This window comes from Bradyrhizobium sp. in8p8 (assembly GCF_000426845.1).
Taxonomy (GTDB): domain Bacteria; phylum Pseudomonadota; class Alphaproteobacteria; order Rhizobiales; family Xanthobacteraceae; genus Bradyrhizobium; species Bradyrhizobium japonicum_C.
In genome coordinates, this window is the sequence record NZ_AUGD01000006.1 from 65,594 (window position 1) to 77,312 (window position 11,719).

13 protein-coding genes are annotated in these 11,719 nt (G+C 64.4%); 9 read left to right on the forward strand and 4 right to left on the reverse strand.

Translation table 11 applies throughout. From position 1 onward, the window contains the following. Positions 1–15: 15 nt before the first annotated feature. The 4 genes from K408_RS0116950 to K408_RS0116965 form a co-directional block, all read right to left on the reverse strand. The gene (locus K408_RS0116950; protein WP_051160677.1) at positions 16–852 is read right to left on the reverse strand and encodes an ABC transporter ATP-binding protein; all 837 of its coding nucleotides are present in this window, start codon (positions 850–852) and stop codon (positions 16–18) included. 12 nt (positions 853–864) lie between these two features. Continuing rightward, complete coding sequence (locus tag K408_RS0116955; RefSeq protein WP_230646494.1) at positions 865–1,860, reverse strand: ABC transporter substrate-binding protein; 996 nt, start codon at positions 1,858–1,860, stop codon at positions 865–867. A gap of 26 nt (positions 1,861–1,886) precedes the next feature. Beyond that, on the reverse strand, positions 1,887–2,672 hold the full coding sequence (locus K408_RS0116960; RefSeq protein ID WP_024339944.1) for an ABC transporter permease: 786 nt from the start codon (positions 2,670–2,672) through the stop codon (positions 1,887–1,889). A gap of 290 nt (positions 2,673–2,962) precedes the next feature. Then, entirely contained in the window at positions 2,963–3,874 is a 912-nt protein-coding gene (locus K408_RS0116965) for a LysR family transcriptional regulator (RefSeq protein WP_024339943.1), read from the reverse strand. Positions 3,875–4,003: 129 nt separating this feature from the next. Here K408_RS0116965 and K408_RS0116970 point away from each other — a divergent pair, with 129 nt between their 5' ends. From K408_RS0116970 to K408_RS0117010, 9 genes are all read left to right on the forward strand, one after another. Beyond that, positions 4,004–4,942: a ring-cleaving dioxygenase gene (locus tag K408_RS0116970; protein WP_024339942.1), complete on the forward strand. Its 939-nt coding sequence runs from the start codon at positions 4,004–4,006 to the stop codon at positions 4,940–4,942. Continuing rightward, positions 4,939–5,565 (forward strand): alpha/beta hydrolase, encoded by a 627-nt coding sequence (locus K408_RS0116975; protein ID WP_024339941.1) that lies wholly within the window; start codon positions 4,939–4,941, stop codon positions 5,563–5,565. Before K408_RS0116970 ends, K408_RS0116975 begins: the two co-directional genes overlap by 4 nt. A gap of 122 nt (positions 5,566–5,687) precedes the next feature. After that, entirely contained in the window at positions 5,688–5,810 is a 123-nt protein-coding gene (locus K408_RS43915) for a hypothetical protein (protein ID WP_283805276.1), read from the forward strand. 179 nt (positions 5,811–5,989) lie between these two features. Further along, a complete protein-coding gene (gene coxB, locus K408_RS0116985; protein ID WP_024339940.1) occupies positions 5,990–7,000 on the forward strand; it encodes a cytochrome c oxidase subunit II in 1,011 nt (336 codons plus the stop codon). Beyond that, positions 6,997–8,910 carry a cytochrome c oxidase subunit I gene (gene ctaD, locus K408_RS0116990; RefSeq protein WP_024339939.1) on the forward strand — a complete coding sequence of 638 codons (1,914 nt, stop codon included), beginning with the start codon at positions 6,997–6,999 and terminating at the stop codon, positions 8,908–8,910. The genes coxB and ctaD overlap by 4 nt, the downstream gene beginning before the upstream one ends. Further along, entirely contained in the window at positions 8,907–9,506 is a 600-nt protein-coding gene (locus tag K408_RS0116995) for a cytochrome c oxidase subunit 3 (RefSeq protein ID WP_024339938.1), read from the forward strand. The genes ctaD and K408_RS0116995 overlap by 4 nt, the downstream gene beginning before the upstream one ends. Beyond that, complete coding sequence (locus K408_RS0117000; RefSeq protein ID WP_024339937.1) at positions 9,503–9,856, forward strand: hypothetical protein; 354 nt, start codon at positions 9,503–9,505, stop codon at positions 9,854–9,856. Before K408_RS0116995 ends, K408_RS0117000 begins: the two co-directional genes overlap by 4 nt. Further along, positions 9,844–10,767 (forward strand): cytochrome c oxidase assembly protein, encoded by a 924-nt coding sequence (locus tag K408_RS0117005; RefSeq protein WP_024339936.1) that lies wholly within the window; start codon positions 9,844–9,846, stop codon positions 10,765–10,767. Before K408_RS0117000 ends, K408_RS0117005 begins: the two co-directional genes overlap by 13 nt. A gap of 129 nt (positions 10,768–10,896) precedes the next feature. Then, positions 10,897–11,634, forward strand: coding sequence for a heme-binding protein (locus tag K408_RS0117010; protein WP_155248488.1), 738 nt, complete (start codon positions 10,897–10,899; stop codon positions 11,632–11,634). Positions 11,635–11,719: the final 85 nt, after the last annotated feature.

Sequence of the window (11,719 nt, forward strand, 5' to 3'; positions counted from 1 at the left end):
CGAAAGTTGATTGGATCAGTCGCGCTTGACCTCGCGCCAGAAGCGGTCGAGGCAATGGCGTTTCAGGTTGATGAACCCCTCGCCGGTCGTGACGTCGAGATCGCGCGGCCAGGGCAGATCCACCGGAACGATCTCCGCGACCCGCGTCGGCCGGCGCGTCAGCAGCACGACCTGGTCGGCGAGCTGGATGGCCTCCTCGAGATCGTGCGACACCAGCAGCATCGTGGTCTTAAGCTTCATGAAGATGTGCTGAAGCCGCTCGCGCATGAACAGCGTCATCTCGTAGTCGAGCGCGGAGAAGGGCTCGTCGAGAAACAGCACCTCCGGTTCGGTCACGAGCGCGCGCAGGATCGAAACCGTCTGCTGCTGGCCTCCGGACAGCGTGTAGGGGTAGGCGTTGAGATCGAACGGCACGTCGAAATCCGCGAGCAGTTTTTCGACGCGCCGGCGCCGCTCCTTGCGCTCTATCCCGATCACCCTCAGGGGATAATGGATGTTGTCGATCGCGCGCATCCAGGGGAACAGCGCCTCCCTGTAGTTCTGGAAGACATACGATATCCTGGTATCGCGGATGGTCTGGCCGTCGTAGAGCACCTCCCCCGCATCCATCGGCATCAGGCCGGAGATCATGTTGATGAACGTGCTCTTGCCGCAACCGTTCGGGCCGAACACCGAGATGAACTTCCCCATCGGCAGATCGATCGAGAAGTCGTCGTAGATCGTCGTGCCGTGGAAGCTCTTGCTCAGGCCACGCACGGTGACGTAGGCCTGCCGCGACTTCGGGGACGCAGCAGGCGACGGGCTTTCGGCGGCTGGCCGGTCTACGCTGCGGATCGCTGTCACCTTCCCCATCGGAATATCCACTCAGTTTCCGAGATCGGACTTGGCGAGGAGCTTGTCCTTGACGTTGATCGGCCCCGCCACCACGCCTTCCTTGATGAAGACGTCGACCAGCGCCTGGTACGACTTCATGTCGGTGTCGTTGAGATCCTTGAACCCGCGCAGATAAGGCTGCGCCAGGAGTTCGAGCTGATCTTCCTTGATCGGCGTGTACTTGGTGAGGATCGGCTTGTACTTCTTGAAGTCGGAGTTCACGAGGTCGGTCGCCTCGTCGATCACGGCAACGACCTTGCGCGCAACCTCGGGCCGCTCCTTCAGGAACTTCGTCGTCATCAGCGAGGCCCCGGAGTAGAAGGGGTCGGCGATCACATGCGCGACCGGATTGGTCATGGCGCGGGCTGCCTTGCCCGAAGCGACGGCGATCGATCCGACCGGCTCCAGCGACAGCGTCGCATCGACCGTCCCGCCGACCACGGCCGGCACCTGCATGGCGACGGCGAGGTCGACCAGCTTGACGTCCGCATCGGGATCGAGGCCTGCCGAGCGAACCATGTGGCGCGAGATGGTGCGCCACTGGATGCCCGGGACGTGACCGAGCGACTTGCCCTTCAGATCGGCGAAGCCCTTGATCGGGCTGTCCGGCTTGACGATCAAGCCGTCATTGATGCGGTCGACCGCGATGCCCCCGCCCTGCAGGCCGAACACCTTCAGCTTGCCGGGGAACTTGGCTTCCGCGATCATCGCGATGCCGGCGGCCGCGCCCGGAGGACCGAAGTCGGCGCGCTCCGCGATCAGAGCGTCGATGATCTGGTTCGGCGCCTCCATCTTGGTGGAAACGATCTCGATGCACGCCTTTTCGAATAGCTTCTCTTCCAGTGCGACATAATAGGCCGTGGTCTGCATGATCGGCAGCCAGACTGCCGTCACCTTCTCGGTCTTGTCGCAGGCAGCATCCGCGCCGGTCGCGCCGAGCAGGAACGTGGAAGCTGCGAACGCCGCGAGGAATCTCTTCATGTGCATGATGGCCTCTTCGTTTAGATGGCTGACTATCTGCCGGACCAGTGAATGAACGAGCGCTCGATCACCAGGAGCATGAGATTGAGCCCGTATCCCATCGCGCCCGCGATCAGGATGGAGCCGTACATGTCGGTGAGCGAGTACGAGATCTGTGCATCGATGATGCGGTGACCGATGCCGTCGGTCGCGCCGATGAACATCTCGGCGACGATGATCACGACCAGCGCAAGCGACACCGCGGTACGCAGGCCGACGAAGGTCTGCGGCAGGGTTTCGTAGAAGATGACGTCCTTGAAGATGCGGAGCGACGAGGCGCCCATCGAGCGTGCGGCAAGGATGCGGGTCTGGCGGGCATTCATCACGCCGTAGGCGACGTTGAAGACGATGACGAGCCAGGCGGCGAAAGCGGCAACCGCGATCTTGGCGAAATCGCCGAGGCCGAACAGCAGCAGGAACAGCGGAAACAATGCGGTCGCGGGCGTCGAGCGGAAGAAGTCCACCAGGAATTCGACCGAGCGATAAATCGCGGCCTTGGCGCCGAGCACGATCCCGATCGGAACGCCTGCGACCACTGCGATCAAGGTGGAGTAGCCGACGCGCGCGATGGTGTGGACGAAATCGCCGGTCATCTTGCCGGCCGCGATGCTGGCCCCGGTGTCGCGCAGTGTGTCGATCGGCGACGGCAGCAGATCCTTGTTGACCAGTTGCCCCTTGAAGGCGAGCCACCACAGGGCAAACAGCAGCAGCGGCCCTGTCGCCAGCTCGATGGCGCGCTTCACTTTCGGGCTCGAGATCGCATCAGTGATCTGTTGCATCAGCATCCTCGTGGTCTCTGCGGTTCGCTGCGCACTTTCCGCCGTGAGCACGCGAAGTGTTGGCCCCAGCGCCCCGAAAGAAAATGGCGAGATGTGCAATCGTTCGTGCAAGAATGCATATTGAAAGCAATCATCCGAGTGATGGATTTGCAGGCTTGCAGAGCCTAAGAATCAGGCAGACCGCGTGTTTTCGCCCATGCGAACGGCACTGGCGGTGTGGAGGGCAGCAAGCTGGTCGCCGGCCGAACTGCTGCAGCGGCGGCCAGCCTCTCTCCTGTGGTGTTGGATCCTCAGCGCGCTTGCGCGCTCGCCCCGTCTTCCCGCCCGAACCGCTCGACGAGAAAGTCGATGAACAGCCGCACCTTCAACGACAGATGCCGGGTCGGCGGATAGACCGCATAGAGCGCGAGGGGCGGCGCGGCATAGTCTTGCAAGACGGCGCGCAGTTCGCCTTTGCGCAAGGCATCGGCGGCAATGAACTCGGGCAGCAGCGCGAGCCCCCTGCCCTTGATCGCGACGTCGCGCAGCACCTCGGCGTTGTTGACGCAGAGCGACCAGGCCGGCTGGATCCAATGGTCGCCATCTGCGCCGGTGAGCTTCCACTGGTTGCCTGTCAGCAGGAAGCCGTAGGTCAGCGCGGCGTGCTCGCGCAGATCCTGCGGATGTCTTGGCGTCTCGTGGCGCGCGAGATAATCGGGCGAAGCACAGATCATGCGCGCCACCGGCATGATCTTGCGCGCGATCAGGCTGGAAGATTCCAGTTCCGCGATCCGCAGCGTGACGTCAAAACCGTCCTGCACGGGATCAAGCAGATCGTCGCTGAGCACGAGCTGAAGCTGAAGCTCCGGATGTCGCGCCATGAAATCGGCGAGCACCGGTCCGAGCCGGATGGTGCCGAACGACATCGGCGCGTTGACGCGCAACAATCCGCGCGGCGACGACTGGGCTTGCGTGACCGCCTGGTCGGCAGCCTCGATCTCCGACAGGATCACGACCGCGCGCTCGAAATAGCGCTGACCGTTCTCGGTCGGGCTGGCGTGACGCGTGGTCCGGTTCAGGAGCTGGACGCCAAGGCTCTCCTCGAGGTCGGCGATGTACTTGCTGATCGCCGAGCGTGACAGCCGCAGCTGTCGGCCGGCCTCGGCAAAGCTGCCGCTCTCGACCACTTTGACGAAAGCCCGCAGGCTGCCGAGCTTATCCAAGGGCAGGCACCGAAAGATTGTTTCCAAATCATAGACACAGCCGTCATATTTGCATGGATTGTCTCCAATCCAAAGCGGAACGATATTTCCGGCCAGAGCAAGACCGCTCCCCACCTTTGGAGGACGACAATGTCTGGACTGCATCATGTCACCGCGATTGCCGGCGACCCCATCCGCAATTTCGGCTTTTACACGCGGGATCTCGGCCTGCGCTTCGTCAAGAAGACCGTCAATTTCGACGATCCCGGCACCTATCACTTCTATTACGGCGACGAGACCGGCCGCCCCGGCACCATCCTGACCTTCTTCCCCTGGGCCGGCGTGCCCTCGGGGCGCCGCGGCGTGGGAGAGACGCATCAGACCGCCTTCCGCGTGCCGCAGCGCTCGCTCGGCTATTGGACGCAACGCTTCATCGAGAAGGGCATCGCTCACGAGGCGCTCGAAAAGCGCTTCGGCGAATCCGTGCTGCCGTTCACTGATCCTGACGGCATGGCGCTCGCGCTGGTCGGCGTCCCCGGGGCCGAGAACGAGCCCGGTTGGAGCAATGGCGACGTGCCGGCCGAGCATGCGATCCGCGGCTTCCATGGCGTAACGCTGCTGCTCGACAGCGCAGCAAGGACGGCTTCCATCCTCACCGACGTGTTCGGCTTCGCCGAGACTGGACGCGAGGGCTCCGTGATCCGTTTCAAGGCGTCGGGCGACGCCGAAGGCAGCGTTGTCGACATCTACGAGGCCAAGGGCTTCCTGCGCGGGCATCAGGGCGGCGGATCGGTGCACCACATCGCCTTCCGTGCGGCTGACGATGCCGAGCAGGCCCAGATGGCGCAGAAGCTCGTGAGCAATCACGGCCTGCACCCGACCGAGCAGAGGGACCGCAATTACTTCCGCTCGATCTATTTCCGCGAACCCGGCGGCGTGCTGTTCGAGATCGCGACCGACATCCCCGGCTTCGCCGTCGACGAGCCCGTCGCGACCTTGGGACGCGACCTCAAGCTGCCTGTTTTCCTCGAGCAGCATCGCAAGCAGATCGAGGACGTGCTGCCGAGCCTCGAAGAGACCGTGTCATGACCGATACTGCATTCATCCATCGTTTCGAGCCCGCGACCAGCGCGGGCTCTCCTCCTCTGCTGCTGCTGCACGGCACCGGCGGCGACGAGAACGACCTGCTCGGGCTCGGCAGGATGATCGCGCCCGGCGCCGCCCTGCTCTCGCCGCGCGGCCGCGTGCTCGAGCGCGGCATGCCGCGCTTCTTCCGCCGCCTCGCCGAGGGCGTGTTCGACGAGGATGACGTGCGCCGCCGCGCGCGCGAGCTCGGCGACTTCGTCGCGGAGGCGCGGCAGCGCTATGGCATCGCCGCGCCGATCGCGGTCGGGTTCTCCAACGGGGCCAACATCGCGGCGGCCCTGTTGTTGCTGAAGCCGGAGCTGCTCGCAGGCGCGATCCTGCTGCGCGCGATGGTGCCGCTGTCGGATCCGCCCAAGGCCGATCTCGGCAGCAAGCCGATCCTGCTGCTGTCCGGACACGGTGACCCGATCGTGCCGGCGACCAATTCGGCGCGACTCGCGGCACTTTTCACGGAAGCAGGCGCGCGTGTGACCCACAAGGTCCTGCCGGCAGGCCACCAACTGTCGCAAGCCGATGTGACGCTCGCCCGCGACTGGATCGGCAACGCCGAGTCGAGGGCGGCCTGACTCAGGAGCATCCCATGCCGCCGCGGGAGCTTCCGCGGCAGCACTGGCGAGCCCTCACATCTCTCAAGGAACCTCGCGGCCATCGGGACATTGCACAGCGGACGTCGCCTGCGGAGCTGACCATGCTTGAGGATCTGCGCGTGCTTGCCCAGCCCGGCGCCATCGTTGCGGTTGCCGCGGTCCTGCTGCTGATGGCTGCCGGAGGCGTTTCCATCCTGGTCGCCGCCAAGGGCTGGCCGTTCTAGTCGCAGGTCGCATTCGCAGGCGGCGAAATTATCGTAAGTCAATTGCAGAGCGTCGGATCAAGCCTCCACTCGGGCCACATTGCAGGAACCGGGCTCCAGACGCTGCGACTGCCCCGCCGCTAGGAACCTTTGTACAATTCGCCGGTTCCGCCTGTTCAAGGGGAGCACGGCAAGCGTTCATGCCAGTCTGGGTACGAAGAGTTCTGGTGCTGTGCACGTGCTTGCCGCTGAGCGCATGCGCCGGACGTCAGTCGGCGCTCGATCCACAAGGGCTGCAATCCGAGCAGATCCGCTCGACATTGTTCATCTTCCTCGCCGTCTCGGCTGTCGTGTGGATCGGGGTCGTCGTGGTTCTCGCGGCCGGAATGCTGCGTACCAAGCGCGCGGCCGACCGGCCGCTGGATCTCCACCAGGGGTACGAAGACCGCGCCGGACGCGTCGTGCTCTGGCTCGGGACGGCCACCGCACTCATCGTGCTCGGACTTTCCTTCGTCAGCTATGCCGGACAGCGCACCATCTTCGCCAAGGACGAGAAGGCCCTCACGCTGAAGGTCATCGGTCACCAATGGTGGTGGGAGGTCCGCTACGAGGCCGACAGCCCGCATAAGAGCTTCGTCACCGCCAATGAAATCCGCATCCCAACCGGCAAGCCCGTCAGGGTCGAGCTGGAATCCGCCGATGTGATCCACAGCTTCTGGGTGCCGAGCCTGACCGGCAAGATGGACCTCGTCACCGGGCAGAAGAACGAGCTGCAGTTCACGGCGAAAAACGCCGGCGTCTATCGTGGACAATGCGCCGAATTCTGCGGGCTCCAGCACGCCCACATGGCCTTTGCCGTGATTGCGCTGCCGCCCGACGAGTTCGAGCGCTGGCGCGAGCATGAAAACCGGAGCGCCCACAGCCCCAGCGATCCGCTCGGCAAGCAGGGCGAGGCCCTGTTCCGGGCACGCGGGTGTGCTCTGTGCCACAACATCAGCGGCACGCTGGCCGGAGGCCAGCTTGGCCCAGACCTCACGCATATAGCAAGCCGCACGACCATCGCCGCGGGAACGCTGCCGAACACGCCTGCGACGCTCGGCGCCTGGATCTCCGATCCCCAGCACATCAAGCCCGGCAACCTGATGCCGAAAATGCCGCTGCAATCGGGCGAACTGATCGCGATCATCCATTATCTGGAGCAGCTCAAGTGAGCACGGCCGCGGAAGAGCGCAACTTGCGGGACGACGTCCTGAACGGATTTCAGCTGACGAGACAGCTCGAACGTGTTTGGCGCACCCCGTCCGGCTTCCTCGGTGCCTTGATGTCGGTCGACCATAAGGTCGTGGGCCGCCGCTACATCCTCACCGCTTTTGTCTTTCTGCTTCTCGGCGGCATCCTTGCGGCCCTGATGCGCATTCAGCTTGCCGGGCCGGAGAAGACGTTTCTCTCCGCAGACAAGTACAACCAGATCTTCACGATGCACGGCTCGACGATGATGTTCCTGTTCGCCGTGCCTGTCATGGAAGCATTCGCCGTCTATCTCGTTCCACTGATGGTCGGCACGCGGAACATCGCCTTTCCCCGCCTGAACGCCTTCAGCTATTGGATGTTTCTGTTCGGCGGTGCTTTCCTCTGGCTTTCGTTCCTGCTCAACGTCGGCCCCGACGTCGGCTGGTTCTCATACGTTCCGCTCTCCAACCTGCAATTCTCGCCGAGCAAGCGCACCGACGTCTGGGCGCAGATGATCACCTTCACCGAGGTCGCAGCGCTCGCCGTCGCGGTCGAGATCGTCGTCACCGTGTTCAAGCAGCGCGCGCCGGGCATGACGCTCGATCGCATCCCGCTGTTCGTTTGGGCAATGCTGGTGACCGCCTTCCTGGTGATGTTCGCGATGCCCTCGGTGATGGTCGCCTCGACGTCGCTGATCCTCGACCGCCTCGTCAACACCCGCTTCTACGATTCTTCCTCGGGCGGGCATCCCCTGCTCTGGCAGCACCTGTTCTGGTTCTTCGGGCATCCCGAGGTCTACATCATCTTCATTCCCGGCACCGGCATGGTCTCGGCGATCCTGGCAACCTTCGCGCGCCGGCCGGTGGTCGGCTATCCGATCGTCATTCTGTCGCTCATCGCCACCGGATTGCTGTCGTTCGGCCTCTGGGTTCACCACATGTTCGTCACGGGCCTGCCCCAACTCGGGGCCGGGCTGTTCACGGCCTCCAGCATGCTGATCGCGGTGCCTAGCGGGCTGCAGATCTTCTGCTGGCTCGCGACGCTGTGGGACGGGCGTCCCATTTACCGGACCCCGTTGCTGTTCGTGATCGGCTTCATCGTGATCTTCGTGCTCGGCGGTCTCTCCGGCGTCATGGTGGCCTCGGTGCCGATCGACACCCAGGTGCACGACACCTATTTCGTGGTCGCTCACTTCCATTACGTGCTGATCGGCGGTGCGGTATTTCCGCTGGTGGGCGCCGTCTATTACTGGTTTCCCAAGATCGCCGGCCGCATGTTGAGCGAGAGGCTCGGGCAATGGAATTTCTGGCTCGCCTTCATCAGCTTCAACGTCGCGTTCTTTCCGATGCACTTCCTCGGGCTGATCGGCATGCCGCGGCGGGTCTATACCTATACCGCCGACATGGATTGGGCTCATCTGAACCTGGTGTCCAGCGTCGGCTCCTTCCTGTTCGCGCTCAGCTTCGCGCTGCTTCTGGTCAACGTGATCTACAGTCTGCGACGGGGTGAGCTCGCAGGCGACAATCCCTGGAACGCCTCGACGCTGGAATGGGCCACGTCATCGCCGCCGCCCCCGCAGAACTTCGATCGCATTCCCGTGGTCAAGCATCGCGATCCGCTATGGGCCGACAGCGAAATCCTGCCAGTGGCCGCCGGCCTCAGCGCGGACCGGCGCGAGGTGCTCGTGACCTCGCTCGCGGAGGCTGAGCCGCAAATCCGAGAAGCCTCGCCGGAGCCCAGCATCTGGCCGCTGCTCACGGCAATCGCGACGGCGATCTTCTTCATCGGGTCGATCTTCACTCCCTGGGCGGTGCTCTGGGGCACGCCGCCGATCGCCGTGGCCCTGATCGGCTGGTTCTGGCCCACCGGCAGCAAGGAGGACGAGTCGTGAGGCAGACCATCGTACGCAACGTCTCGGACCTGCCGACCTACGGCTTCGGTCCGCGCAGCGGCCCCTGGTGGGGAGCCATGGGCTTCATGGCGCTGGAAGGCATGGGCTTCGCCGTCGCGATCGGCGCCTATCTCTATCTCTACGCCGTCAACCCGACTTGGCCGATCGGCGCGCCGCCGCCCGATCTCTGGCCCGGCACCGCCGCGACCGTGCTCTATCTGCTCAGCATCATCCCGAACCAATATACCAATCGCGTCGCGCACCGGCAGGATCTGGCGAAGACCCGCATTTGCCTGATCATGATGGCGCTGATCGGCATCGCCCTTCTGGTGCTGCGCGGCTTCGAGTTCGCGCATCTCAACACGCGTTGGGACAATTCCGCCTACGGCTCCATCGTTTGGCTGATTCTGGGACTGCATACGGCCCATCTCGCCACCGACCTCGGCGACACCGTCGTCCTTGCGGTGCTGATGTTCACCCGTCACGCCAAGCCGCGCCGCTTCAGCGACGTGACCGACAACGTGTTCTACTGGAACTTCGTCGTGCTCGCCTGGCTGCCGCTTTACGTCCTGCTCGATTGGGTGCCGCGCCTATGACCGAAGCCGATCGAAATGGCAAACTGCTCTATTGGGCCGGCGTGGCGCTCGGACCCGTCTCCTGGGGGCTCAACCTGCAAGGCATCTACGTGCTCGCACATTTCTCGTGCGAGACGACGCGCGTGAGCGGCACGATCGTCAGCGTCGTGCTGGCCATCGTCGCCCTGGCGGGAACGGCGATATCGGCCCGCGCGATGCGCCGCGGCGCTGGCGCGGAATGGGTTGACGCCCAAGGCGGCGGACCCAGGTCATTCATGGCCTGGGTCGGCGTCGGCATGGGCGCGCTGTTTGCGCTGGTCATCGCCAATCAGTTGGCCGCCTCGCTCCTGATCAGCCCATGCCTGCGCTGAGACTCGCGGCACTGCTGCTTGCGCTGCTCGCGCAGCCGGCATCCGCCCATGGACTCTCGGATGTCGATTCGGGATCGCTCTGGAGCTTCGATCCCTGGCTCATGGCCCCGCTCTATATCGTTGGCATCGGCTTTTATGTTGGTACGCAGCGGTTGTGGGCACATGCGGGAGCCGGTCGGGGCGCGAGTTTCTTCCAGGTCGGCGCGTTCTGGAGCGGCTGGCTGGTCGCGGCGCTCGCGGTGACATCGCCACTGCACTGGCTCGGCGAGCGCCTGTTCACTGCGCATATGGCCGAACATGAGCTCCTCATGGTGGTCGCCGCGCCGCTGATGGCCTACGCGCGTCTCAACGGTCCGCTGCTGTGGAGCCTGCCGGCATCGTTCCGCCCCACAGCCGGGCGTATGCTGAATGCCCCACCCGTGGCACTCGCTTGGGGCTTCATCGGTCATCCCGTGAGCGCGACGGCGGTGCATGGCCTGGCGCTCTGGGCCTGGCACGCACCGCCACTCTATGCATGGGCGCTCGCGAACCCGGCGGTACATCGGCTCCAGCACGTCAGCTTCTTTGCAACCTCGCTGTTGTTCTGGTGGGTGCTGCTGCATGGCCGCGGCGCGGGCCGCAGCACCCGCATGCGCGACGGCATCGCCGTGGCCTGCCTGTTCATCACGATCCTGCACTCGGGCGTGCTCGGCGCTCTCCTCACCGTCTCGCCACGTGTCTGGATCCCCGGTCAGGGCGCGCTCGCCGGCGAATTCGGTCTGTCACCGCTCGAAGACCAGCAACTCGCCGGCATCCTGATGTGGGTGCCGATGGGAATCCTCTACACCGGCGCTGCGTTGTTCTTTGCTCACCGCTGGTTGACGGTGAACGATAGCCGGGCGCCGCTCGCTCCCACGCAATATCCAGGGTGAGCGCCCGCTCCCGATAGGAACTGCAGCTTCCGTTTGAACGTTCGCCTGCTGACCGAGATATCGAAGGGATCGCACATGGGCCAACGATGCGTCACGGGGACGGCTGCCGTCCTGGCGGCGGCATTATCGATGCCGGTGGCCGTGAAAGCACAAGACCAGCCCCGGCCCGCCTTGTCGTGCCCGGTCGACCACGATCAGCTCGTCGACATCCTCAAGAAGAGCGTGAAGCCTGGCGGCGGCCCCAGTAACGGCGGCCTGGACAACAACGAGTGGGCTGCGGTCGTCAACCGGCAGGGCATCGTCTGCGCGATCGCCTACAGTGGCAGCAAGGTTGACGATCAATGGCCCGGCAGCCGGGCGCTCGCAGCCGAGAAGGCCAACACGGCGAATGCGTTCAGCCTCAAGGACAAGGCGATGGCGACGGCAAATCTCTACGCGGGCGCGCAGCCGGGCGGCATCCTGTTCGGCGCGACCCTGAGCAACCCGCCGTCGCCGGAGGTCCTGTACGGCGGCGCTCCGGAGGAGTTCGGGACGGCGCATGATCCGATGGTGGGCAAGCCCGTCGGCGGCGTGATCGTATTCGGCGGCGGACTGGCGCTCTACGATGGCAACGGCATCGCCGGCGCGCTCGGCGTCAGCGGCGATAGCTCCTGCGCCGACCACAATGTGGCCTGGCGTGTGCGCCACCTGCTCGGGCTCGACCGTGTCCCGGCCGGCGTCAGTCCGAACATGAAAGACGCGATCATCTATGACATTGGCCCGGATGGCAAAAGCGCGTCGGGCTTCGGCCACCCCAAATGCAACGGCAAGGAGGACCAGATCGCCGTCGATCTCGGCGCAGGCGTATCCGGGAATGTGGTGAGGTAGCCCGGCAATCACACTTTGGAACCAAGCGGAAGCGCATGGTTTGTACCTTCACAAACCGGCCTGCAAAGCCGCACGGCCTCGTCAT

Coding starts and splice junctions, on each gene's coding strand:
- K408_RS0116950 (WP_051160677.1), bottom strand. CDS start 852: ATGGGGAAGGTGACAGCGATCCGCAGCGTAGACCGGCCAGCCGCCGAA.
- K408_RS0116955 (WP_230646494.1), bottom strand. CDS start 1,860: ATGCACATGAAGAGATTCCTCGCGGCGTTCGCAGCTTCCACGTTCCTG.
- K408_RS0116960 (WP_024339944.1), bottom strand. CDS start 2,672: ATGCAACAGATCACTGATGCGATCTCGAGCCCGAAAGTGAAGCGCGCC.
- K408_RS0116970 (WP_024339942.1), top strand. CDS start 4,004: ATGTCTGGACTGCATCATGTCACCGCGATTGCCGGCGACCCCATCCGC.
- K408_RS0116975 (WP_024339941.1), top strand. CDS start 4,939: ATGACCGATACTGCATTCATCCATCGTTTCGAGCCCGCGACCAGCGCG.
- K408_RS43915 (WP_283805276.1), top strand. CDS start 5,688: ATGCTTGAGGATCTGCGCGTGCTTGCCCAGCCCGGCGCCATCGTTGCG.
- coxB (WP_024339940.1), top strand. CDS start 5,990: ATGCCAGTCTGGGTACGAAGAGTTCTGGTGCTGTGCACGTGCTTGCCG.
- K408_RS0117000 (WP_024339937.1), top strand. CDS start 9,503: ATGACCGAAGCCGATCGAAATGGCAAACTGCTCTATTGGGCCGGCGTG.
- K408_RS0117005 (WP_024339936.1), top strand. CDS start 9,844: ATGCCTGCGCTGAGACTCGCGGCACTGCTGCTTGCGCTGCTCGCGCAG.
- K408_RS0117010 (WP_155248488.1), top strand. CDS start 10,897: ATGCCGGTGGCCGTGAAAGCACAAGACCAGCCCCGGCCCGCCTTGTCG.